At 44.6% G+C, this 25,473-nt stretch carries 17 protein-coding genes and 1 riboswitch; of the genes, 11 read left to right on the forward strand and 6 right to left on the reverse strand.

Features of this window, described 5'->3' with window-relative positions; genetic code table 11:
• Positions 1-80: 80 nt before the first annotated feature.
• A complete protein-coding gene (gene pepB, locus L884_RS0100750) occupies positions 81-1,358 on the forward strand; it encodes an aminopeptidase PepB (RefSeq protein ID WP_028765686.1) in 1,278 nt (425 codons plus the stop codon).
• 168 nt (positions 1,359-1,526) lie between these two features.
• Positions 1,527-2,573, forward strand: coding sequence for a winged helix-turn-helix domain-containing protein (locus L884_RS0100755; RefSeq protein WP_028765687.1), 1,047 nt, complete (start codon positions 1,527-1,529; stop codon positions 2,571-2,573).
• 234 nt (positions 2,574-2,807) lie between these two features.
• Here the strand turns inward: L884_RS0100755 and L884_RS0100760 are convergent, their stop codons facing one another.
• Positions 2,808-3,119, reverse strand: coding sequence for a hypothetical protein (locus tag L884_RS0100760; RefSeq protein ID WP_028765688.1), 312 nt, complete (start codon positions 3,117-3,119; stop codon positions 2,808-2,810).
• Between the two features lie 86 nt (positions 3,120-3,205).
• Positions 3,206-3,727, reverse strand: a complete 522-nt coding sequence (gene thpR, locus L884_RS0100765) for an RNA 2',3'-cyclic phosphodiesterase (protein ID WP_028765689.1) — start codon at positions 3,725-3,727, stop codon at positions 3,206-3,208.
• A gap of 191 nt (positions 3,728-3,918) precedes the next feature.
• On the opposite strand from thpR, the gene hrpB reads away from it, so the two are divergent.
• Together hrpB and mrcB are read left to right on the forward strand one after the other, a co-directional pair.
• Entirely contained in the window at positions 3,919-6,441 is a 2,523-nt protein-coding gene (gene hrpB / locus L884_RS0100770) for an ATP-dependent helicase HrpB (protein WP_028765690.1), read from the forward strand.
• Positions 6,442-6,464: 23 nt separating this feature from the next.
• Positions 6,465-8,825 carry a penicillin-binding protein 1B gene (gene mrcB / locus L884_RS0100775; RefSeq protein ID WP_028765691.1) on the forward strand — a complete coding sequence of 787 codons (2,361 nt, stop codon included), beginning with the start codon at positions 6,465-6,467 and terminating at the stop codon, positions 8,823-8,825.
• A 63-nt stretch (positions 8,826-8,888) separates the two neighbouring features.
• Here the strand turns inward: mrcB and L884_RS0100780 are convergent, their stop codons facing one another.
• Entirely contained in the window at positions 8,889-11,462 is a 2,574-nt protein-coding gene (locus L884_RS0100780) for a family 20 glycosylhydrolase (protein WP_037410126.1), read from the reverse strand.
• A 427-nt stretch (positions 11,463-11,889) separates the two neighbouring features.
• Between L884_RS0100780 and L884_RS0100785 the strand changes: the two genes are divergently transcribed.
• Entirely contained in the window at positions 11,890-12,594 is a 705-nt protein-coding gene (locus L884_RS0100785) for a glutathione S-transferase family protein (protein WP_028765693.1), read from the forward strand.
• Positions 12,595-12,679: 85 nt separating this feature from the next.
• On the opposite strand, the gene L884_RS0100790 is transcribed toward L884_RS0100785, so the two are convergent.
• The 3 genes from L884_RS0100790 to L884_RS0100800 all read right to left on the reverse strand — a co-directional run bounded on the left by L884_RS0100790 (position 12,680) and on the right by L884_RS0100800 (position 15,454).
• Positions 12,680-13,855, reverse strand: a complete 1,176-nt coding sequence (locus L884_RS0100790) for a sugar transporter (protein ID WP_051435478.1) — start codon at positions 13,853-13,855, stop codon at positions 12,680-12,682.
• 384 nt (positions 13,856-14,239) lie between these two features.
• Positions 14,240-14,653, reverse strand: coding sequence for a GNAT family N-acetyltransferase (locus L884_RS0100795; RefSeq protein ID WP_028765695.1), 414 nt, complete (start codon positions 14,651-14,653; stop codon positions 14,240-14,242).
• Positions 14,654-14,701: 48 nt separating this feature from the next.
• Positions 14,702-15,454 (reverse strand): hypothetical protein, encoded by a 753-nt coding sequence (locus L884_RS0100800; protein ID WP_028765696.1) that lies wholly within the window; start codon positions 15,452-15,454, stop codon positions 14,702-14,704.
• Positions 15,455-16,002: 548 nt separating this feature from the next.
• On the opposite strand from L884_RS0100800, the gene L884_RS0100805 reads away from it, so the two are divergent.
• The 6 genes from L884_RS0100805 (at position 16,003) to L884_RS0100830 (ending at position 25,263) form a co-directional block, all read left to right on the forward strand.
• Complete coding sequence (locus tag L884_RS0100805; protein ID WP_028765697.1) at positions 16,003-17,757, forward strand: DUF4856 domain-containing protein; 1,755 nt, start codon at positions 16,003-16,005, stop codon at positions 17,755-17,757.
• Positions 17,758-17,872: 115 nt separating this feature from the next.
• Complete coding sequence (locus L884_RS0100810; RefSeq protein WP_028765698.1) at positions 17,873-19,111, forward strand: imelysin family protein; 1,239 nt, start codon at positions 17,873-17,875, stop codon at positions 19,109-19,111.
• The gene (locus L884_RS0100815; RefSeq protein WP_028765699.1) at positions 19,111-21,357 is read left to right on the forward strand and encodes a TonB-dependent receptor family protein; all 2,247 of its coding nucleotides are present in this window, start codon (positions 19,111-19,113) and stop codon (positions 21,355-21,357) included. Before L884_RS0100810 ends, L884_RS0100815 begins: the two co-directional genes overlap by 1 nt.
• Before the next feature lie 35 nt (positions 21,358-21,392).
• A complete protein-coding gene (locus tag L884_RS0100820; protein ID WP_374991353.1) occupies positions 21,393-22,412 on the forward strand; it encodes a sterol desaturase family protein in 1,020 nt (339 codons plus the stop codon).
• Between the two features lie 92 nt (positions 22,413-22,504).
• The gene (locus tag L884_RS0100825) at positions 22,505-23,209 is read left to right on the forward strand and encodes a DUF3581 domain-containing protein (protein WP_028765701.1); all 705 of its coding nucleotides are present in this window, start codon (positions 22,505-22,507) and stop codon (positions 23,207-23,209) included.
• 344 nt (positions 23,210-23,553) lie between these two features.
• A riboswitch (glycine riboswitch) is annotated at positions 23,554-23,682 on the forward strand.
• 210 nt (positions 23,683-23,892) lie between these two features.
• Entirely contained in the window at positions 23,893-25,263 is a 1,371-nt protein-coding gene (locus L884_RS0100830) for an alanine/glycine:cation symporter family protein (RefSeq protein WP_028765702.1), read from the forward strand.
• Positions 25,264-25,473 lie beyond the last annotated feature (210 nt).

Genomic DNA, 25,473 nt, shown 5'->3' on the forward strand with positions numbered 1-25,473 from the left:
TAAAAATAGGCTGGTTGTTGATAATGAGTGCGCAAGCCATGTTATCGCAATATTGATTCATAATAATAAGGACCTAAATAATGACGGAATTGATGCAAGTAACCTTGAGCCATGAGGCTGTGCCAGCTCACTGGGGCCGAGCGGATGTCTCTTTTCAGGCAGACACTGCCACGATTCACCTATTGTCAGGGGATACGCTACTTCAGGTTCAACAAGCTGCACGTAAGTTGGAATCACAAGGGGTTAATCAGGTTGCATTAACGGGTCAACTTTGGACGCTGGATCTGCAATGGGCGTTTGCTCAAGGCTTTGCTACTGCAGCAGCGGCACCTGTTATACAGTGGACGGGTGATGAAGCGACGCAAGCACAACTGACAAGCCGCCTTGAAAGTGCGACGTTTGCACGTCAGTTAATCAATGAAACACCTGAAAACTTATCGCCGGTAGCTTTGGCTACGCAAGCGGCTAAATGGCTTAGCGACATTGGCGGCGACAAGGTGAGTTATCGCATTATTGAGGGCGAAGAACTTCTAGAGAAAAAGTGGATCGGCATTCACGCCGTTGGCCGTGGCAGCGAACGTCCGCCAGCACTGCTAGAACTAGACTTTAATCCATTAGCTGCAGATGCTGATGTGTCTGTGGCGCTTGTGGGTAAAGGGATCACCTTTGACTCTGGTGGCTACAGCATTAAAGCCTCAGAGGGCATGTTGGGAATGAAATGTGACATGGGCGGGGCGGCAACGGTGACCGCAGCGCTTGGTCTAGCAATTAAGTCGGGTCTTAATAAGCGCGTGAAGCTGTTTTTATGCTGCGCAGAAAACCTGATCAGTGGCCATGCATACAAGCTTGGCGACATTCTAAAATATAAGAATGGTGTAACAGTGGAAGTGGTTAACACTGATGCTGAAGGTCGTTTAGTGTTAGCTGATGGCTTACAAGCGGCATCAGAGACCGGCGCTCCACTAATTATCGATGCAGCGACCTTAACTGGCGCAGCGGTTATGGCTGTTGGTACTAACTACAATGCTATTTTCTCGCCTAAGGCTGAAGTATTAGCATTAGCACAGCAAAAAGCGTTAGCGGTTGGCGAGCGAGTATGGCCACTGCCTCTAGATCCTTGGCATAAAGATAACTGCCCAAGCCCTTATGCGGATACAGCAAACAGCCGACCAATGAAAGGTGGCGGGGCTGGCGGCGCATCAAATGCGGCAGGCTTCTTGTGGCGCTTCGTATCACCAGAGGCTGATTGGTTGCATATCGATTTAGCATCGGCGTTTTCCGACTCAGGTGATCACTTATGGTCTGCAGGGGCGACGACTCATGGCGTGTTGACGATTGCCGGATTACTCGAAGATTAATGTCTTAGCTGGTTAAGTATTAAATACCTCGCGCTATGCGGGGTATTTTTTTAGCTAGCGCATGTCATTTGTAACACTTAAATCTGACTTTTGTCTTTGCGTAAAACGCGTTTATGTTGCAATATTGTAACTATCGTTAGGCACTGAAAAGCTAAGGCTCTTTTCATTATGACGCTAAGCTTTACTGAGTTTTCCATCGATAGTGCGGCATTAGAGCTGCATATTGGTGAGCACGTTGTAGCAATCGATGAGCGCCATATTTTGCTACTGCAGCAATTAGCTGAACATTTTCCCGATCACTGCAGTAAGCAGCAATGTTTAGCACACATTTGGCCCGACACAATAGTGTCTGACATGTCGTTATCTAAGTTAGTCTCCGACACGCGTAAAATATTCGCTAAAGCGGGTTATGACGGACCACTTATCCAAACGGTACATGGGCGAGGTTATCGACTCGAGCATTTACTCGGTAAGCAGCTGGCGGCGCAAGCGATAGCCAGCTCTGCTGCAGAAGCAAATTCGACTGGCGTTGAATTAGGCGATAACTATCAGACTAGCTCTTCGCCTTCGACAACAGCGCCAACAGTGACTCAAGACAATTCCATTAGTAATAACCAGCAAGCCAGCCAAGCTTCCCAAGGAACGCAAGCCGAGACACAAGCAATTAAGCAGGTTGAGGTCAGTGGAAATAACATTAACTGGTGGGAGGTTGTTGCCAAGACACTGTTAGCCCTCCTTTTATTGGTCACTTTGCTATGGCAATTTTTGCCTAATTCGTTTTCTGAACGCTTATTCTCTGGAGAGCTGTTCTCAGAGCCGAGCAAACCTTTAGCTTACAGCGAGCCTAATGGCGCTATTGGTCGGATACTTTGGGTTGATGATAATCCTGAGAATAATCTTGTTGAAAAAGCCTATTTTGAGCAAAAAAAGATCGGGGTGTATAACACAGTGACCTCTGAAGAAGCGTTAATGTTACTGAGCATGTATCGCTATCAAGCTGTGATTTCAGATATGGGACGTCATGGCGATTCGTTAGCGGGACTTAAATTACTGCAGGCGATTAGAGCAAAGGGTCATAAGACGCCATTTTATCTGTATACCTATGTTGAGTCGGCTGGGGTGGTTGATGCGATTTATGAAAGTGGCGGTCAAGCAGTGATTATTGATTCAGAATCTCTGTATCGTAATGTGTTGACACATTTTGAGTCGAACTAGCTTTTTTGCGGCTCAATTGCTAAGCCCTTAATTTCGCTTTTCATTCTTTTTGTGGATTTCAAAACTTTTCAAAGAAATTCAAATAAAATCAGTGGGAGTGCTGATAGGCCTGTGCTATCAATAATGATAAATAACGCTAAATAAATGAACAAGCAATGCGGCGTTATTTAGCGACCTGCTGACACTGTCTTCGATTAGCCACCTAGCGAGAGGTGGCATTTTTTTACTTGTTATTTAATCACTAAAGCCATCTTGGATGAAAAGATGCTTGGTTTGATTAAAAGTACTCTCACTGCAGTTAACAAAATCAATTGCATATTGGGCATTGTCGAGTCTGAACTTGTCGAGTTTAGCAATTTCGTACTCATTCATGACGATATTCATCGCTTCTTGAGTCCATTCAGGCTCACCGGTACCTATTTTTACTTCTGGTGGATCATAATGGGTGATCATCCAGTTTTGCAGGGCTTCGGCGTCAATTTCACCTTGCTTCCAAGCGCTAAGCAAGGCGACTAGCTGGGCTTTAGTAATTTCTGTGATTTCCATGATTATCTCATTAGCTGGAACTGAATGAGGCATAGGTTAGCTCAGATCCGCTCAACTACAAACAATTATGCTGGTGACGACACAGATCAGTCTAGCTGCCACTGATGCAGGCTTGGGTATTCAACACCATTTTTACCAGGATATGATTCAAATAACAGCAGCTTTGTAGGTTGTAGGGTGATCGGTTGATAGTTTACAACCTCAACAGCTTGTTTAGCTTTACGCGATAAGGTGACATGTGGGTTGTAACTGTATTCGCTACAGTGGAGCTCAAGCTTTGCTGCGATAGATTGTGCATCGGCAGCAAGTTTAAGCAAATTAACGTCAGTGGCAGCGCCATTTAAGCAGAGAATTTTCGGTTTTTGCCAATGAGCGATTTTATCAAGTGTCACGCTAAATTGAGGTTTATTAAGCTGGTCGACTTGGCAAATTAAATCTTGCATCTGCTTTGTCGTTGCAGCGCCTAAAAAGGCGAGTGTCATGTGTAGGTTGGCGGCTGGTACAAGGCGTACTTCCGGCGGCAGTTGCTGTTGAATCGCGACTACAGATGAGGTTTGCTGCTCGGTAAGCGAAAAACCGAGAAAAATGCGCTTTGATGTTGTTGTCATGATATTCGTTAGCTGTTGAAGCTTAGTTTTGAGCGAAACGTTTTTGCTCACCCGCTATTGTTTGCTTTAGTTATCACTATCACAGCTTAGTCTAAAGTCTGTTTTAGAGTACACTAGCGCTATTCAGGCCGCCTTTCAATGCATGAGGTTAGCAAACAATCATGCATTTCGTTTATTTTAATTAGCTCATTATGGTAGACAAATCGCTCGTGACTTTATTACCTATTCAAGCCTTGCTTACGCCCCTAAGAGAGGCATTTAAGTCTCACAATCAAGTGATTTTAGAAGCGCCAACCGGTGCGGGTAAATCAACCGCTTTACCTTTAGATATGCTTGATTGGCCCGAGATAACGGGCAAGATTTTGATGCTAGAACCACGCCGAGTTGCTGCGCGTAATGTGGCGCAATTTGTGGCTAAACAGCGCGGTTGTCAGTTAGGGGCTGAAGTCGGCTATCGAGTAAAAGGTGATTCAAAGGTATCGCAACAAACTCGATTAGAGATTGTCACCGAAGGGGTGTTAACCCGTATGATCCAGCATGATCCTGAACTAACAGGGATTGATATGGTGATCTTCGATGAGATCCATGAGCGCCATCTGACGACGGATCTAGGCCTTGCATTAGCACTTGAAATCCAAGCTGGCTTTCGTGAAGACTTAAAAATTCTAGCGATGTCAGCGACCTTGTCAGGCTTACCATTAACAGATGTGATGCCAGAGGCGCAATTACTTAAAAGTGAAGGCCGTAGTTTTCCGGTAGAGCATAGCTATAGCTCTGTCAGCAATCAAAGTCATTGGCTTGAGCATATGGCTAAGGTCATTGTTGATAGTCTTAACTTGCATCTAGATGGCTCTTTATTGGCATTTTTACCCGGCCAAGCAGAAATAAACCGTTTACATAGCATGTTAAATGCAAGGCTGGATAGTCAGCAATTTATGCTGTGCCCTTTGTACGGCAGCCTTAGTGCCAAAGCTCAAGACCAAGCGATTGCAGCTGCACCACAAGGTATGCGCAAAGTGGTATTAGCGACTAACGTTGCCGAGTCGAGCTTGACCATTGAGGGGATCACCCAAGTCGTGGATTCTGGCTATAAGCGTCAAGCAAGTTTTAACCCAAAAACAGGCGTGACCCGATTATCGCTCAAGCGCATTAGTCAGGCATCTGCCGCGCAACGAGCTGGTCGTGCTGGGCGCTTAATGGCCGGTTTTTGTACTCGACTGTGGAGCCAAGAAGAGCATGGTCGTCTGCCCAAAGCTGATGAACCTGAGATCTTGCATACTGACTTATTATCTATGGTGTTAGATGGCGCATTTTGGGGAGTGAAGTCATTAGCTGAACTGCCTATGTTGACTGCACCATCGGCAGCAAACGAGCAGGTAAGCTGGCAGTTGCTACAAACTATGGGGATGGTTAATGAGGCGCGTTTAATCACTCCCCATGGCCGTGAAGCCCATCAGTTAGGTTGTAACCCAAGACTAGCGCATATGTTATTGATGGCTAAACAAGTTGCTGCCGAGAGCAGCGATGTCAGTTTTGCGGCGCTTGGCTGTATTTTAGCTGGAACGTTAGAGTCGCGTAGCCGCAGTCGGCAAGGTGCGGATATTAGTCGCTATTTACAAGAGTCACTGCAAGGCGAGGCGCAAAAGCAGATCCGTAATTGGAGTCATACCCTCGAGCTCTCTGCGTTAGGACGAGTGGATTTAGCCCAAGTTGCGCGGGAGGCTAGCCGTGACGATATCGCGATACTGCTGGCTTACGCCTACCCAGACAGAATAGCTAAAGCACGTGGAGTGACAGGTTATCAACTTGCTAATGGCAGTGGTGTCGAGTTACCCGCCGAAGATGCTTTAGCGGGGGCTTCATGGTTAGTTGTTGCTGACTTTCAAGAAACTGCAGGCCGCTCGCAGGGGCGGGTATATTTAGCAGCGGCGCTTGATCCTGAATTATTTTCGAAGCAATTAGTCACCTTAGTTGAGACGGTAGAGCAGGGGGGGTGGGATGATAATAAAGGCCGCTTCTTTGCAGAAACCCAGCAAAAGGTGGGGCAAATTATTTTGAACCAAAGCCCGATTCAAAAAATCGACCAAGGTTTAATTAAGCAAGCCATTGAGCAGCAAATACGTATTAAAGGGCTGTCATTAATGAACTTTAATGATGCCTGTCAGCAGCTACAATATCGTGTTGCTTTGGCGCGGCAATACTACCCAGACTATGACTGGCCTGCACTTGATAACCAAAGTTTATTAGATAGTTTGGCCGACTGGCTGACTCCTTACTTAGATGAAGTACGAAGTCTTACACAATTGCAGCAATTAGATTGTTATACTCTGCTGCTTAATTTGCTGCCGTGGGAGTTGCAGCAACAACTCGATAGTTTACTGCCTAAGAAGTGGCCGATGGCGACAGGTAGCAACGTGAGTATAGAATATGATGCTGGTGGCCGAGCCTTACTTAGCGTTAGGTTACAAGAAGCCTTAGGTATGCAGCAAAGCCCTGTGCTCGCCCAAGGTAAGCTAGTGGTGACGATGGAGCTATTATCACCTGCTCACAGACCGCTTGCTGTTACCGCAGATTTAGCCAGTTTTTGGCAAGGGCCGTATGAGCATGTAAAAAAAGAGATGAAGGGACGGTATCCAAAGCACCTTTGGCCTGATGATCCAGCCAATACCCAACCGACCAAATTTACCAAGAAAAAGACGTTTAGCTCTCAATAAGCGGGGCACGTTACGGAAGTACAATGACAGATAAAGCGACACCGAAAGCGGCAAGCAAAAAAGCACCAGCTAAAAAAAAGCCAGCAACTAAGAAGCCAAGAGCGAATAAGAAAACGAGTAAAAACAGTGGTCCTGGTTGGGGAAGAAAACTATGGGGGATCTGCTGGAAACTAGGTTTGATTACAGTAGTTGCGGTTGCATCTTACGGGATCTATCTAGACCAAATTATTGCCCGCAAATTTGAAGGGCAGAAATGGCACCTACCAGCACAAGTATTTAGTCGCTCAATGGCGCTGTATCCGGGCGCAGCAGTGAGCCACGGCCAACTTATGGCTGAGCTTAAGTTACTTGGTTACCGTAAGGTCGCTAACCCTCGTCAAGTAGGGGAGTTCTCTGCATCTAAGACCAAAATTGATTTGTGGCGCAGACCATTTTTGCATCCACAAGGAGATCAAAGCGAGCAAAGAGTCATGATTAGCTTTGACAGCAATGGTGTGGTGTCGGTTGCTCGAAATAGCGATCAGCGCCAGCTGGCAGTATTTCATTTAGAGCCAGTATTGCTAGATAGGATTATTACGGGTGATGCTGAAGACAGATTGTTTGTTGCAACCGATAAGCTACCAAAACACTTAGTCGCCGCGTTGATCTTAGTGGAAGATCGCAGCTTTTATGAGCATCATGGGGTGAACCCATTTGCAATTTTGCGTGCTGCTATGGTCAACATCAGTGCTGGTCGTACGGTACAAGGGGGCTCAACGTTAACTCAGCAGTTAGCCAAGAACTTCTTTTTATCTAGCGAGCGCTCGCTTACCCGTAAAATTCGTGAAGCTTTAATGGCGATCATTATCGATTTTCGTTATGAAAAAGATGAGATTTTAGAAGCCTATTTAAATGAAGTGTATATGGGGCAAGATAAGGCCCGTGGCGTACATGGTATGGGCTTAGCATCGCAGTTCTATTTTGGTCGTCCAATTGCTGAACTCACTGTCGCGCAGCAAGCGTTTCTTGTTGCAGTGATTAAAGGACCGTCCTATTACAACCCGTGGCGCTATCCTGAGCGTGCTCAAGATCGGCGTGATCTGGTACTGCGCTTATTAATGGAGGCGGGTGAGCTTAACAGTACGCAATATCAAGCGGCAGCGGAGTCACCGCTGGGCTTACGCAAAGCGAATCGCTCAGTGCAGCAAAAATTGCCGGCGTTTTTCTCTGTGGTAAAGCATGAGCTAGCAAATCGTTACGGTGATGCGTTACTGCAAGAGTCTGGTATTAAGGTATACACCACTTTAGACCCATTAGCTCAAGAAGCGGCTGAAAAAGCGGTAGAACAAACCTTAAAACAACTCGGTAAAAACGATAGCAGTTTACAAGTGGGTATGGTGTTAACCGACAAGTACTCGGCAGGTATTGCAGCTATGGTAGGCGATAAAGTGCCAAGCTATAAAGGCTTTAACCGTGCAGTTGAAATCCGCCGACCAATTGGGTCACTGATCAAGCCGTTTGTATACGCTACTGCGTTAAATCAAGGTGATAAATACAATTTAGTGTCACCGCTAAAAGATCAGCCTATTACCTTGAAAAACGGTCAAGGTAAAACTTGGTCACCGCAAAACGTGGATAAGCAGTTCCGCGGTCAGGTGCCACTGTTAACCGCATTTAAGAAATCGATGAATGTGCCAACGGTAAACTTAGGCATGGCTATCGGAGTCAGCAGTGTCGCGACAACCCTTGATAAAGCGGGTTGGCGTGAGAGTATTCCTGAGTATCCATCTATGCTCTTGGGGGCGGTGAATGGCTCGCCATTAATGGTGGCTCAGGTGTTCCAAACTATTGCTGATGATGGTCGTTATCGTCACCTAAACTCAGTGACAACGGTATTAAATGCGCAAAATCAGCCGTTAGCAGCGTCGCGTCCACAGGCATCGCAAGCGATACCCGCAGCGAGTAACTACTTAGTGAAGTATGCCATGACGCAAGTTGTAGAGTCGGGTACAGCGAAACGCTTGGGTAATGCATTTCCTTATGTCACGCTTGCGGGCAAAACCGGTACTAGTAATGACTCGCGTGACTCATGGTTTGCTGGCTTTGATGAGCGAAACGTTGCAGCAATTTGGGTTGGCCGTGACGACAACGGTAAAACCGGATTGTATGGCAGTAGCGGTGCTATGGCTGTGTATCAGGCATTTTTGAATAATCGTGCGCCACTGAGTTTACGTATGGCACCTGTTGACGGTGTGGTGCAAGGCTACTTTGAACGTGCTACTGGTGTGGCGAAACAAGCTGATTGTGCCGGTGTTGCAAAAGTGCCTGCACTCGCAGAAAGTTACCAGCCCGTTGCTAACTGTGGTGAGCCTTTACCTTGGTGGAAGAAGCTTATTGGTGGTTAATTAAAAAGCAGCCCTATAACGGGCTGCTTTTTTGTTTTAGCGCTAATTTTATATCGCTTGATATTACTTAAAATAACCAGTGCGGCTAGTGTGCTCACCTGAGCGAGAACGAACTTGTATGGCGCCAGACTGAGCAATTGGCTCGCGATACACTTGCCAAGTTGCGCCCTCATCTAAGCTGTACTCTATAGTTAGCCCTGGCAACTGGCTGATAATGTGGATCTGATTATCAATTAATTTCGCACCGGGGATCGGCAAGTAAAAGCTGATCCCAGCCTCTTCTAGTTTTGGATACTCTTTTTGTGCCAGCACACTGGCAAACTCAGCCCATTGACGTGCTTTTTGCTGTTGCTCACTAGCTGGTACGCTATTTTTATGCCACCCGCGCTCTGCTAAAGCGATAATTCGCGGGAACACCATTTCCCCTAATTGCTCTGGTGTACGAATGGTTTCACTCCAGACTTGACCTTGAATGCCAGCAATATTTTCAGGCTTTTGCAGTTGTGGTAAAGCGCGGCCTACCAAATCTTCAAGGTTTTCAATCGGCTTTCCAGTACGGGTAAAGTCAGCGTTGGCATAAACATCTTCAGGGATAAAGTTAAATACCTTTTCGACATCGGTATAACGTGCTGCCCAGTATAGTCCGCGCTCCGCAGGATCTGGCTCTTGGGGGTGGTCGAAGTACAAGTGAGTGCCCATTGATAAAATTGAATGATAACCTTCATTTGCAAGTCGATATGCGCGGTCTGATACGCCCCATTCCCAAATGTTATCCCAAGCGTGTACATAGACTTTGTCGTTAGCAAACTGCTCGATAGGGAAAGGCGTAATTCGGTCGTACATGATGCCATCTTCCCATGCGGAAATATTCAGTCCACGAGCGGCCAACACTTCGGATGCACGGCGGGTAAAGTATGCTTTTAGGTCGGCTGGGCCTTTTACGCCGCTGCCCGCCGTTTGGTAAAGCTCATTACAAATTGGCGACGCGGTCCATGAGCCTACACCAACTTCATCTCCGCCAATGTGCACATTGCTAAGTTTTAAGCCGGCTTGGCGGTACATCTGCTGCAGTTCGTAAGCCACTTTATCGACAAAATTATATGTTGAGTCCATACAGACGTTAATGGAGTTGTCGGTAAAGAACTGCATTGTTGAATACACAGATTTATCGTTAGGATCTGATAGCAAGTAGGCTTTGGCACCTGCTTTATCACCCGCCTTAAGTAACTTATCGTGTCTTAGCTCCATCGCTTTAATTGCTGCGCGGGCATGGCCCGGCATATCAATTTCAGGGATCACTTCAATATGGCGCTCTTTAGCGTATTTAAGGATATCGACAAATTCCTGCTTGCTATAAAAGCCATTAGTTTTTGATGTTTTAAATGGACCTGAACCACGTGTTGGTAGCATGCACTCAGTTTCTGACAGGTCGAAACAACGTTGGCTACCTAACTGGGTTAACTCAGGTAAGCCTTCAATTTCGATCCGCCAAGACTCATCTTCAGTTAAATGCAGGTGCAGCTTGTTAAGCTTGTAGTGCGCCATTTGGTCGATGAGTTTTTTAGTGATTTCTACACCATGGAAATTACGGCTCATATCATACATAAAGCCGCGCCACTCATAGTAAGGGGCGTCGTTAGCACTGAGACGTGGCAGAGTTATTTGAGAGTGTGTACCACTGGGTGTCAGGCTTAATAAGCTTTGGATAGCATAAAACGCACCGGCGTTATCGGCTGCGATAATTTCAATGCTATTTTTGTCGATCTCTAAACTGTAGCTTTCAGCCGCCCAATTGTCGTCACCATCATAAACCGCCAATGAGATCAGCTTTTTATCTTGAACTGGTTGGTTGTTTGGGGTGACCTTTAGTTGGGCGTTTAACTTTTTATTTAAAGTGTCAGCGAGCAAGTTGGCCTCGGATTTCAGACGACCTTGATAAGATATTTGCCAATCGCCAGTCAACTGGGTGCTAGAACTGCGGTATTTAACCTGATTAGGGGTTGGGATAATTACCCGTTTGGCTTCTTTTTCAGTTAAAGCATATTCCTGAGCTGCGCTATAGCGGTCATAGCGCCAAGTACTGGTTGGTTTTTGCCAATAGTCTTTAGGGCTGTTGTAACGCTGGTATTGCTCAGGTTGGTTAAGAGGTTTGACATATTGGCTGCTGTCTTCGGTATCGGTAGAGCTAAAAACTGCAGGCGTAAGTGAGTTTTGAGTAATAAAGCTGCGTGGCATAAAGTCGCTGTATGAAGACGCCCAAGCGTCGGCTTCAAATGGTATGGTCAGCTTTTCACCAGCTTTAAGGCCTTTAAAATTTGCAGTAGGTGTGATTTTGAAAAGATCACCTTGAACAAATTGGAAAGCCAAGCCTTGAGATTCTTTAGTGAGTATTGGACGGATCACATTGGTATAGATCACCCAATCGGCTTCACCTGGCGGTAGATCAATATTGGACTGATTGATTAGCTCAATATTGGCGAGATGAGACTTATCGCCATTATGGTAATTATCAACAACTTGCCAAGACCAACTGGTTTTGTCAGCAAATTCGTTTAACTCTGCTTGGCTAAAATCCGCTAATGCGTTGAAGCTAGACAAAGCCACTGTCAACGGTAGCAATCCCTTTAAAATATTCACCTACACTCCTTAGTTCTGGTTCTAACAATTGGCTAATTGGTTTTGGTTGTCGCAGCTTGTTGCTAAGCGATAGTCTTCGCTTTGATTAGTTGTAGCAGTCAGGCTGAAAGGCTAAGCATCGCTTAGTCAAAGCGAGTTAAACCAACTTGTCGCTATGCCTGCAACTGCAGCTAATCTTGGCTAGATATACGGCAAAGTGACAACGCTGTCAATTTGTTGTTAAGCGAGTGTAATCATGTCAGCTTAAATTGAAATTAATTGGATATTTGCTGACATTGCTCGCAGTGTTCTGCGGCGTTTTAGGCAGCGTACTGCTTTTACAGAGTGCACAGATTAATTGGAAAAATTTTCAGTTTATGTTCGTCTTTTTAGAAAGTGGTTCGTCTTAAGGGTGTCTTTAAAATAAATACTCATTCGGAGAGCCTAGATGCTTAAACTAATTAGCTTTAAAAACTGCCCATTTGTACAACGTGTGATGGGGGCGCTAGTGATGAAAAATATTGCGTTCGAGATTGAATACATTGAGCTGAGTAATAAGCCGCAATGGTTTTTGGAGATCTCTCCTAATGGTCAAGTGCCAGTACTAGTAACAGAGGACAAGACGGTACTATTTGAATCTGATGCCATTGTTGAATACTTAGATGATAAATATGCGCCAATTGAGCAAGTCTCTGCCGAGCAAAAAGCATTAGACCGTGCTTGGTCATATCAAGCGAGTAAACACTATATGCCACAATGTGGCACTATGAGTAGCAAAGATCAGCAGACATTTGAAAGCCGCTTGGCTAACTTAGTCAAAGCGTTTGCTAAAGCGGAAAAGCAGTTAGGGGATAGTGCTTTCTTCAAAGGGGATTATATCTCTAATGTTGATATTGCTTGGTTGCCGTTATTGCATCGCGCAGCAGTGATCCGCAATCGAGCGGGCTTTGATATGTTATCGGGCTTCCCGAAAGTGCAAAAGTGGCAAGCGGCATTGATTAACTCAGGTTTAGCCGATAAAACGGTACCGGAAAACTTTGTTGAAACCTTTGCTAATTTCTATTTAAAAAATACTTATTTGGCTTGTTTAATGGATGGTACACAGCCTAGCGTTAGCGCAAATAGCTGCGCAACAAGTAGTTGTTGTGGTTAGTAAGATGAGTCAAAGTTAAGGTAAACAAAAGGCGATGCACCTATGAGCATCGCCTTTATTATTTTTGAGGCTGCAGAGTAGCGTCTTAGTGGGCCTTTATTGGCTGTGCGCGTCTTGCTTTTAGCAAACAAAGCAGCGGGATAACCGCAACTATCACCACTAAAGTTGCCCAGTGGCTGTTTTGAATCACGCCGAATCTCGCTGCAATAAGGCTGCCAAATAATGCACCACTGCCTATACCGACGTTAAATAAGCCGGAGTAAATTGCCATGGCGACATCGGTAGCATCTGGCGCAAGCTTTAACCCTTTAGATTGCAGCGACAAACACATCAGCATCATACCAGTGCCCCATAAAATACACAGCGGCAGCAATAACCATAGATAATTAGCAACAAAAGGTAGCAACGCCATGCAGCTACCTAAAATGGTGATAGCAATCATTAATAATGGTTGCGCATATAGCGCTTGATAGCGGCTAAACAGCGCACTACCAATAAGGCCCGCTGCACCGAATATCAACAAAATCATGGTTGTGATATTAGCAGAGTAACCAAAGTGTTCTTGTAGTAATGGCTCTAGATAAGTGTAAACACTGTAATGTGCAGTGACTAACACCATAGTTAATGCGTAAAGCCAAAGTAAGGCTTTATTCCGTGCTAGGGCTGGCAAACTGCGCCAACTGCCGCCATGAGTCGCGGGTAAGTTTGGTAGGCCGCGCCAAAGTAGCAGCATCATGATGAAGGTAAGTACTGCAATTAAGCCAAAAATACTGCGCCAACCCACCAGTTGACCAATTACCCGCCCAAGGGGAATACCGAGCACCAGTGCCAGCACACAGCCTGTCGCAAAAATGCTTAGCGCTTTGGCTCCTTGTCCTTCAGGTGCAAGGCGCACCACTAAAGCTGGCGCAATAGCCCAAAATAGCGCGTGAGTTAAGGCGATACCGATACGGCCTGAAAGTAAGATCTCATAGCTTGGCGCCCACACACAAATAGCATGGCTGATGATAAATACAGACATTAAGCCAAGTAGAAGCTTTTTACGTTCAAAGCGAGCAAACAGCAATACCGCAGGCAATGAAGCTAGGGCAACCACGGCTGCGTATACCGTTAGCATTGGCCCAACAGCGACAGCACTCATATTAAAGCTTTGCCCTAGTGCGGCTAAGATCCCCACAGGTACAAACTCAGTGGAGACAAACACAAAGGCAGTAAGAGCTAGCAACCATACGGGAGCCCAAGTGAGAAGGCGCTGTTTCATTGAAGCGAAGATCCAAAATTAAAAGGGCGCAAAGTCTACGCTTAAATCAGTTTTTTGGCGAGTAGCTAAATGAGAGTGATAACGCAAAATGTGTGATTTGTGAGCAGAGTGGCGCTTTGACTGAAAGGAGATTTAAATATCCCATAGAACCCAGAACCCAGAACCCAGAACCTAGAACCTAGAACCCAGAACCTAGAACCCAGAACCTAGAACCCAGAACCTAGAACCCAGAACCTAGAACCCAGAACCCAGAACCTAGAACCCAGAACCCAGAACCCAGAACCCAGAACCCAGAACCCAGAATCCAGAACCTAGAACCTAGAACCCAGAACCCAGAACCCAGAACCCAGAACCTAGAACCTAGAACCTAGAACCTAGGACCTTTTAATACTTCTTCAATAAAAAATAACGCTCAGGACTTTTATCTGTTCCCGGAACAGTGCCGATAATTTCAAAGCCGAGCTTTTGGTAAAACTGCGGCGCTTGAAATGACAAGGTATCGACTTGTGCCATGGTGCAGCCGCGATTTTTAGCCTCAGTCTCAGCACATTGCATTAGTTGCTTACCTATCCCTGAACCTCTTTGTTGCTCATCGACCCACAACACATTAATTAAAAAGTTATCATAGATGGTGCGCCCAGCCACGCCAGCGATTAACTGACCACTGGCGTCATGGGCAACTACTGATAGTGGTTGGGAGGTTTCGGGCCCCATATGCGCAGTATTAAACTCACGTACTCCAGCTATTAGCGTATCGACTATTTCACTATTGTCATCATGCGCTAGGGTAATTTGCATCTTCACTCCTTGAAAGTATCCTTGGCTTTAAGTAAGCGCTGATTGCTATTAAAACCAGCTTTGCTCGATGGCGGTTGCAAACGTTGCAGAGTAATTTGACAAAATAGCACTGTGTCCAGTGGTAAATACTTTAAACGATGCGTCGGTAGGTTCTGTGACAGAGCTACTGGTGACCGTAATCATTAACTCAGGAAATAAGATAGTGTCAGCAGCATTAACGAGATCTTGTGCTTCGGTTAGCGAGTAGTCGCTGTTAGACATTGAGGCGGTTGCAGTAGTGGAAAGTTTTGAGCTTGAAACGCGGCTGGTTTCAGTCAGATTATCCAGACTGGCGATTGTTTTATTATTAGCATCAACTAAATTTGCGTTAGCAAAGCCCTCTGGTTCCTCAATGCTGTACTCATAACCTTCATTAAATTCAACCTCACGGCTATTTTCAAAGCTGATATTAGCTATGGCACTATCAGCTGGAAGATTAAAGATTACGCGGCTAGTGGCGTAGCTTTTAGCGTAATCATTTTTATGAAGTACCCGCTCAAAGCTGTATTCAACTCTCACTTCTTGCTGATTGGTTTCATCATTTAGCTTGCTTATGCATTTAACGCTGATCTTGTCGGTTGCTGTACATAAGCGGGTAATAATCGCGTCAGATAGACCTAGTTGCTGTGCTGCGTCTCTAAATTTATCGTCGACGATGACCTCTTCGTCATCGTCAGGGTGCAGAATATTATCGATATATTCACAGCCGCTGATATTAAGACATAACAAGCTAATAGTAATGATTTTAAATTTAGTTTTCATAACTCAACAACTCGGATGCAGCGATAACAGTGACATCAATTTAGCATTGTTTTATCAAGGGATAATAGCGATTTTTTATACAGCATAACCTGACATCTCAAGTCATATATTTGACGGTAGCGGTAATCGCTTAATCAGCGACATTTGTAAGCTTGATACCAGCATAAAATCACAACAACTAGTCACAGTTGTAGATGGAAACGCTATTGGCTTCGACTGATTTACGGTTTATTTACACGCATTTTTGTCAATAAAAACAATCTAAATTGTATTCAAAATAGCGGAAACAGAATTGCGAAATTGTTAGCGATTGCTTTATTTTATTAAACGATCACTAATCAAGTTGCCGCTAAATTTAATTAATCATCGTCTTGCCCCTAATAGACTGTTTCACAGCTTTACATTTGCCTAACAGAGAATCATTAAAAAATTGTTAATAATATTGTAAATGGGATGTATTATCATTTGCGTTCGTGTAACATCCGTGTAAATCAAGATGGTCAGTATTTATTACGAGTTAAATTTTTAGCAATATTTAAGGTATTTGTATGCAACTGAAAAAATCGATTTTGGCAACGACGATTGCACTTTCAATGGGTTTATTAACGGCTTGTGGCGGTTCTGACTCTGATAGTTCTCCAGATCCAGCACCTGTAAATAGCGCACCAACTGATGTTGTATTATCAGATGTTACCGTTGACGAAAATACCGCTAACGCTGTTGTAGGTACTTTATCTGCTGTTGATGCTGATAGTGGTGATACGCATACATTTACTGTTGCTGGTGATCAGTTTGTTATTGAAGGGACGACTTTACAACTTGCTGATGGCGTGATTTTAGATGCTGACGGTGCTGAGTCTTTAGAGCTTGAAGCTGAGCTAACGGTAACCGACAACAATAACGCTAGCTTTACCAAAACAGTGACCATCACTATCAACGATGTGATGGACCGCTACACTTTTGACAGCAAGCTTATCGATGGTGATTCAAGTGTTTCTTATACGGGCCAAACAGGTCGTCATGTATTAATTGCCGAGCTGAATAACTACATCAAAAATCAGCTAGAAGCAGATGTGGACGATGGTAAGCTTGCAGATAAAGCTGCAGTTATTGCAAAGCTTAACTACTTCTATAGCCCAGACAAAGACACTGAGTACGATGATATTGCCATCACTTTCATCGATAACTCTAAAGACGGCCTGTTATCAGATATCACAGGTTATAAGAGCATTAAAGAGAAAGTTGCTGGTAACGATACTGGCGGTCAGCATGAAGACTGGAACAACGGCGCATTTGCAGGTTGGGGGGCGAAAGGCTCAACTACGCCAACAGATTTAATTGCCGATCTGTTTAACCGTTTAGCTGATAACGCAGTTGCAAAAATTAATGGTGGCGTCCGTAAAGATGTACTTGGTGAAGATATTACGAAGATTTACGTTGATGAAAACGGCGTAGATTTAGCACAGTTAATTCAAAAGTTCCTACTTATGTCAGTGGCATACTCACAATCATCTGATGACTATTTTGGTGTAGACACTGATGGTAAGGGCCTAACAACTGATAACACTGGTCCTGCTAAAGGTGATGCAAGTAAGCCATATACTAACCTTGAGCACCAGTTCGATGAAGGCTTTGGTTACTTTGGCGCTGCAGTTAATTACCTAGAATACAGCGATGTAGAGATCGCCGGTAAGGTTGCTGACGGCAATGGTCGTAGCGACTGGAATGGTTCGCACGACACTGACGCTGACGGCAAAATTGACCTACGTAGTGAGTACAACTTTGGCCAGTCAGTTAATGCTGCTAAGCGCGACTTAGGTAGTGCTGACAATGCTGCGGCAACGGATTACACCAAGCAAGCTATGGAGGCATTTATTGCTGGTCGTAAGCTAATCAACGATAACGTTCCACAAGCACTAACTGATGCACAACTTGATGAGCTTAAAGGTTTTGCAATGGACGGCCTTGATGCATGGGAGCGCGCAATTGTAGCCACTGTTGTGCACTACATCAACGATGTGACGGCTGATCTAGCGCCACTTGCAACGGGTGGTGACACTGCAGACTTCAACTATGAAAATCTGGCTAAGCATTACTCGGAAATGAAAGGTTTTGCACTTGGCCTGCAGTTTAGCGAATACGCAGGTATTAGTGATGCAGACTTTGTGAAACTACATGAGTTAATGGGTGAAGAGCCTGTATTAACTGGTGATGTAGACGGTTACATTGCTGAGCTTGCAGAAGCGCGTGACATTTTACAAGCAAGCTATGAGCTTGACGCTGACAATGTCGCTAACTGGTAATCCACCAACGTTTAGCAACACCTTTTAAGGTAAAAAGCTTGGCATCGCAAGGTGCTGAGCTTTTATTGTTTTTGTACTTTTATTTAATTACTTTCTAAAGTACTAAGGGAAAACTATGACAAGCCATCCCCGTTATTCAGTGCTAAGTGTGGCCTTGATGGGCATATTACTTAGCGGTTGTAATGAAAGCACCAGTAGTGACGCAGGTGCAGATTATGGTAATCAAGACAATACCACCTCAGATTTCGACCAAAAAGCGTTAATCGCTAATCTAGTTGACGGTGTAATCACTCCTACCTTTGAGCAATTTGTTAGCGTCAGTAATCAACAAGTCAGCGATATTAGCGCCTATTGCACCGCGGCAACGGCCTTTGAGCAAGACCCAAGCGATAATTCTGAGTTAACTCAAACTTCAGCCACCGCGCAACAAAGTTGGCGTAATACCATGTCGGTATGGCAGCAGGTTGAAATGATGCAGCTTGGGCCGCTGACATTTGATGATGGTGCGCTGCGCAATAAAATCTATTCTTGGCCAGTTGTTAGTCGCTGTGGGGTTGACTTAGACGTAGTGTCATTTGAAAACAATGACATTAATGGCACTCCTTATGACATCGCCTCTCGCACCCCCGCGCGTAAAGGTTTAGTCGCGCTGGAATATTTGCTATTTAACCCAAGTTTTGAGCATAGCTGCACAGGTAATTCTACGCCTGCTGGCTGGGATAACCGCACTGATGATGACCGTCGCGTCGCCCGCTGTGAATTTGCAGTTGAAGCGGCAAAAGATATTAATAATAACGCTCAGCAGTTACTTATTGAGTGGAGCGGTGAGAACGGCTATGGCGCAACCTTAAAACAAGCGGGTGAAGCGGGAAGTAGCTTTGCAACTGTACATGCTGCGGTAAACAAGTTGTCAGACGCACTATTTTATATCGATAGCGTGACTAAAGATCGCAAGTTGGCAGTGCCACTAGGCAAATTTGCCAACAATTGTGGCACCAGTGTTTGTCCGCAAGATGTTGAATCTCCTCTAGCAAACCATTCTATTGAAAATATCAGCAGTAACCTTGAAGCCCTTAGCGCGCTTTTTTCGGGTAATGAAGGTTTAGGTTTTGATGATTACTTGGTTGATGAGAATGATGCAGACACCGCGACAGCGTTGCGTGAACGTATTGCCACGGCGCTTGCTAATAGCCGCAGTTACCAAAACAGTTTAGCTGACACATTGGTGAGTGATGAAGAACAAGTCGCTTCAACCCATGACGATGTTAAAGCGGTAACCGATAAGCTTAAGAATGAGTTTATTAATTCACTTGCGCTAGAGCTGCCACAAACTTCTGCTGGAGATAACGACTAATGAACAATCTTGCAATAGGGAAAAAACTTAGTCTTGTTATTGCCATTCAACTGGCGTTAGTGAGCCAAGTGTCAGCGGCTGATAAAGACAGCAATACCGCCGCAGACTCCGATAAAACAAGTGTGAATGACAGTTATATCGAAAAGATGCAGATTATTGGTCATGATGCACGTCTAAGTAAGCAAACAGGCTCGGCGACCTTGATTGATGAACTTGAGCTAGAGCAGTTTAAGTTTGATGATATTAACCGCGTATTATACAGCGTACCTGGGGTGAATATTCGTGAAGAGGATGGCTATGGCTTACGCCCTAACATCGGCTTTCGCGGCGCGACACCTGAGCGTAGTAAAAAAATTAATATCATGGAAGATGGGGTGCTCATTGGTCCAGCGCCATATTCAGCAGCGTCTGCATATTATTTTCCGATGACCTCGAAAATGACCGCTATTGAAGTCTTTAAAGGTCCGGCGGCGATTAAATATGGCCCTAACACTGTGGCTGGCTCGTTAAATATGGTGACCCGTGCTGTTCCACAAAGCAGTGAAGGCTTAATCGATGTCTCAGCTGGTAGCGATGGCTTTGCAAAAGCTCATGGCTATTACGGTAATACTATCGACAATTTTGGCTTTTTAATTGAAGGCGTGCATATGCGTGCCGATGGTTTTAAAGAGCTAGATGGTGGCGGTGATACTGGTTTTGAGAAAAACGATATTATGGCGAAGTTGCGTTATGACTTAGCCGGTGATGCGTTTGATCAAGTTTTCGAGCTAAAGCTAGCTTATGCCGATGAGACATCTGATGAAACCTACCTTGGTTTAACTGATGATGATTTTGCTGTTAATCCAAACCGTCGCTATGTTGCTAGCCAACTGGATAACATGGATTGGCAGCATACTCAGGTGCAGTTCAATCATTTTATTACCGGTGACAATTTTGATGTAACCACCCGAGTATATCGTAACGATTTTGACCGCGCTTGGTACAAAATTAACGGCTTCAAACCGTTTGATAATACTTATGAAAGCTTGCAAGAGATCTTAGCTAACCCAGATAAGAACGAGGATACTCGCGCCTTTTACAATATCCTGACAGGCAGCCAAGACTCAGTCACTGAGGCGCAAAAGCTGATTTTAGGTAATAACGACCGAACCTATTACTCACAAGGTATTCAGTCTGACCTGAACTTGCAGTTGGAACTATTTGGTCTACAACATCAGTTCGCAACGGGTGTACGTTTTCATCAAGATCAAATTGAGCGTAACCACACCACAGACGTTTACTTAATGCAGCAAGCGAACCTTGTTAGTGATGGCAGTGATACTAAAGCATCAACAACGGATCGTGAAAAGACCGATGCTTGGTCGGTATATCTACAAGACACTATCAGTATTAGTGCGTTAGATATTACCGCGGGTGTACGTGGTGAATTCATTGATGCGCATTATCAAAACCGTGCACCGGGTGAAGAGCTTAACTACTTAAATAAAACGACGCGTATTTGGTTACCAAGCTTTAGTGCGTTTTATACCTTGTCAGATAATGCTGGCTTATTGTTTGGTGTGCATGAAGGTTTCTTACCAACCAGCCCTAAGCAAGATCCAAGCATTGATGTTGAGAGCAGCATTAACTACGAGTTAGGTGGCCGTTATAACGATGGCAACTTTAACTTAGAGTTGATTGGTTTCTTTAATGACATTAGTAACCTAAAAGAGGGGTGCCAATTCTCAAGCTGTGGTAGCGATGACGACACAGAGTTTAACGGTGGTGAAGTTGATATCTTAGGCCTTGAGCTCACCTCTGGTTATAGCATTAGCTTAACCGACGATATCGATCTGCCTATGTCGTTGTCTTATACCTATACTCAGTCAGAGTTTAAAACTAGCTTTGAGTCAGGTTTTGATATGTGGGGCAATGTGACCGCAGGTGACGAGCTGCCTTACTTGCCGGAAAATCAACTAGCAGTCAATCTTGGTCTAGTGAGTGATCAGTGGGACGTTAACATGATAGTGCGTTACATTGGTGAGATGAAAGAAGCGTCTGGTGAAGGTGTAGTGCTATCTGGCAGCACAACCGAAGCACTTACTGTTGTTGATATGTCAGCAAGTTATAACTTTAACCAATACGGCCTTGTGTACGTTAAAGCGGATAATCTGTTTGATACCCAAGAAATTGTCAGTCGCCGCCCTTATGGAGCACGACCAAGTAAGCCACAACAATTTCAAGTGGGTTATCAATACCGCTTTTAAGAAGTTGGCGGTGGCTTAATTAAGCCACCGCCTGTTTGATACTGGAGTATCGTATCGACACCATAATTACGTTTTTTAATACCAATTTAGGCGATCTGCTTAACTATCCCTTTGATAGCAGTAAGCGGATTTTTATCGGCTATTTAATCGGCGCGGTCGTATTAGCCTTGCCTGTATATTTTGCGGCAACTAAAGCAGACAATCCATCGACAAGAGGCATTAAAGGTTTTGCGGCGTTTTTATTGCCAAAAGCGGTGTTTTTAGCCCCGTCTGCGAAACTTGATTATCAGTTGTTTGTGCTAAATAAACTGATAAAAGCAGCCCTGTTTGCACCATTAATGCTCACTATGGTGCCAGTTGCATTAAGTGTGTCATCGGCATTAGAGTCGCTATTTGGCGGTGGATTAATGTTAGATGCCGCCCCTTGGCTAGTGATGAGCTTATTTACTATCCTGCTATTTATTCTTGATGATTTTACGCGTTTTTTACTGCATTACATTTTGCACAAAGTGCCTTGGTTATGGCAATTTCATAAAGTGCACCATTCAGCCACAGTGCTGACCCCGTTTACCATTTACCGAACCCACCCAGTAGAAAGTTATCTGTATGGCTGCCGTATGGCATTATCGCAAGGCATTGCGGTGGGCATTGGTTACGCAGTATTTGGTCCAACCCTGAAAATGTACGACATACTCGGCGCTAACGTATTTGTGTTTGCATTTAACGTACTTGGTGCCAACTTACGCCATAGCCACATTTGGCTCAGTTGGGGAGATAAGCTTGAGAATTGGTTTATTAGCCCGGCACAGCATCAAGTGCATCATAGCGACGCCATAGAGCACCGTGATACTAATTTAGGTTCAGCTTTGGCAATTTGGGATCGCATGGCAGGTTGCTTAATTAAAGCGAGCAGTGTCAGCAAGTTGACCTTAGGTGTAGGTCAATTTAATGGGCACGATAGCTTATGGGGCATTTATAGCGATCCATTTAAGCAAATCTTTAATCGCTGCCGACAAACAATTAGCCGTATTTGGCAAAGAAACCAAGCATCTTAGCCATTGCCTGCCAGCTCATCGGGTGAGTCAAAAGCAAAACTTGTTATACACTGACGCACTATTTTTATGGCTAATCAAATATTTGAGTGAGTATGTTTTTAAGTAATTATTTTAAAAAAGAAAATCAATCAGTAACTATCACTCCTGCGCAAGCCAGCGATTTTGCTAAAAGCATTGCTCAAGATTTTAACCCTATTCATGATGAAGGTGCCAAGCGCTTCTGTGTGCCGGGCGACTTACTGTTTGCCTTGGTGCTTAATCAATACGGCTTAAGTCAGAAAATGACCTTTAACTTTGCCGGCATGGTTGGTGATGGCGTACAACTGCAGTTTCCCGATGATGTCGCAGAAGATTTCGATATTCGAGACAGCAAAGATAAGTGCTATCTTGAAGTTCATCGTAGTGGCGATGTGCGTCATTGTGATAGCCAAATAGAGTCTTTTATCCGTAAATATGTGGCGTTTTCAGGCTTAAACTTCATGCACATTTTGGTGCCTATGATGAAGCAGCATCAAGTGATGATTAATCCTGCACGACCTTTAGTCATCTACGAGAGTATGTCATTTGATTTAACGACCTTAGATTTTATCGAAGTGAGCTTAAAGTTGGTTAAGCAAGATCTACAAATCGAAGGTAAGCGCGGTGATGTTACTTTAACGTTTGAACTACTCAGTGGCGACACTATTGTCGGTACTGGCGTTAAAACATTAGTCATGAGCGGGCTGCGCCCATACGAACAAGAGTCTGCATTGCAGATGTGTGATGCCTACGAGAGTCGCAGAGTCGCATTTAGCTAATATCGCAAATTGTTAATTTGTACATTGAAAGCCGTTTAATAGCTTAAACGGCTTTTTTAGTGCCCAACATGTCTATCGTGTATTAAATTTGCGCAATCAAACCGTTTCCCCTCTTATTAAATTAAAAAGTGTGACTTAAACCACTTGAGTCATATTTTGATAAAGCGCATGCTACTCGTCCTTTTCACTTACTAGCCCTAATGGTTAGCCAAGGTGAAGGATCCGTTCGGATGAAGGTAGCAGGAGAGTGGGGAGTAACCCCACACCGACGAGGCAACTTTGTGATGGCGTAAAGCTAAACAAAGCACTCTTTCAGGTGCCACATAGTGGTGAGGACTGTTACTGGACGAGCCTCTGGAGAGACTGTGAGCAGTTAAGTGTTCGTTAGCTTAATTGTCACACAGCGCCGAAGGCGAAAGTGTTAGCCCTATGGTTAGCGCGAAACGCTCAGGCAAAAGGACAGAGGAGAGGATGACTGTGCTAGTTATGTTATTCAATATAACTACATTGAGGTCACTGTCGTTTGCCACTGCGCCTTTTAACTTAAATTAACGCTGGTTAGTTTAGGTCGACTGTTTCGCTGATTGGATTCGAAAGTGATCAGCAACAGGCATTTCTTTTCCTCCTCCGATTATTAATGACTCTAATAACAGGGTTTTGCTGTTTAATACTCGAGGAATACCATGAATTTTCAAGCGCTTTTAGCCGATGTTAACGCCATTGTTTGGGGACCCATAACCCTGTGCTTATTGGTTGGAACCGGTCTTTATCTCACGTTACGACTTAAACTAATTCAAGTGTTTAAATTGCCAATGGCATTAGGTTTATTGTTTAAACCAAACCAAGGCAAGGGCGATTTGTCATCTTTTGCAGCCTTGTGTACTGCGCTGTCAGCAACCATTGGTACCGGTAACATCGTTGGTGTCGCTACCGCGATAAAAATCGGTGGCCCAGGCGCGTTATTCTGGATGTGGTTAGCCGCTTTTTTTGGTATGGCGACCAAGTACGCTGAATGTATGTTAGCGGTAAAATACCGTACCACCGACGCCAAAGGTAATATTGCTGGTGGTCCAATGTATTACATTGAGCGCGGTTTAGGACTTAAGTGGTTAGCTAAAATCTTTGCAGTGTTTGGCGTTGGCGTCGCATTTTTCGGTATCGGTACCTTTGCTCAAGTCAACGCCATTAGTGATGCGATGACGATTGCGTTTGAGATCCCGTCTTGGGTCACTGCAGTGATGCTCACTTTGATGGTTGCTGCAGTCACATTAGGTGGTGTTAAGCGTATTGCTAATGTGGCACAAAAATTAGTACCGACTATGGCGCTAGGTTACGTACTTGCCTGTATGTGGGTGCTATTTACCTTTAGTGAGCAGATCATTCCAGCATTTGAGTTGGTGTTGCACTCTGCGTTCACGCCAATTTCGGCTGCGGGTGGTTTCCTTGGGGCTACCGTTGCGCAGGCGTTGCAAATCGGTATTGCGCGCGGCGTATTCTCAAATGAGTCTGGGCTAGGTAGTGCGCCAATTGCCGCCGCTGCGGCTAAGACAAATGAGCCAGTAGAGCAAGGACTTGTGAGCATGACAGGTACTTTCTTTGACACGATTTTAATCTGTACTATGACAGGCTTAGTACTCATTATCACAGGTGTGTGGAGCGGTGATACAGCGGGCGCTGCCATGACCAGTGCTGCATTTGCTGCCAGTGGTTCAGAGGTTATCGGTCAATATGTGGTAACCATTGCCCTTGTTTGTTTTGCCTTTACCACTATTTTAGGTTGGCATTACTACGGTGAGCGCTGCTGGTATTACCTAACAGGTGCACGCTTAGGTGATAACGGTATTAAGATTTATCAGTGTGTATTTCTAGGCTTAATTGCTGGTGGTGCGTTTATTCAACTAGATGTCATTTGGATGTTAGCTGATACCGTTAATGGCTTGATGGCTATTCCTAACTTAATTGCGATCATTGGTTTGCGGCATATCATCTTAAAAGAGACCCGCAAGTACTTTGCTAAGCAACAAGCGCTGCAGACACAAAGTTCATTAGCGTAAGGCTCTAAGTTTACAATAAGCAGCTTTGATTAAATCCAGCCCGCCTCATTAACAATGACGCGGGCTTTTTCTTGAGTCGTATTAATTAAAGTTTTTATACCAACTAGTATAAAGATTTAATCGCTCAGCGAGAATTTAGCGGCACTGAGACAAGGCAACGAGTGAAGAGCATAGTAATTCTACGTTCAAGCTTGTTAACGCAGGATCAGA

The organism is Shewanella fidelis ATCC BAA-318 (assembly GCF_000518605.1).
Lineage (GTDB): Bacteria > Pseudomonadota > Gammaproteobacteria > Enterobacterales > Shewanellaceae > Shewanella > Shewanella fidelis.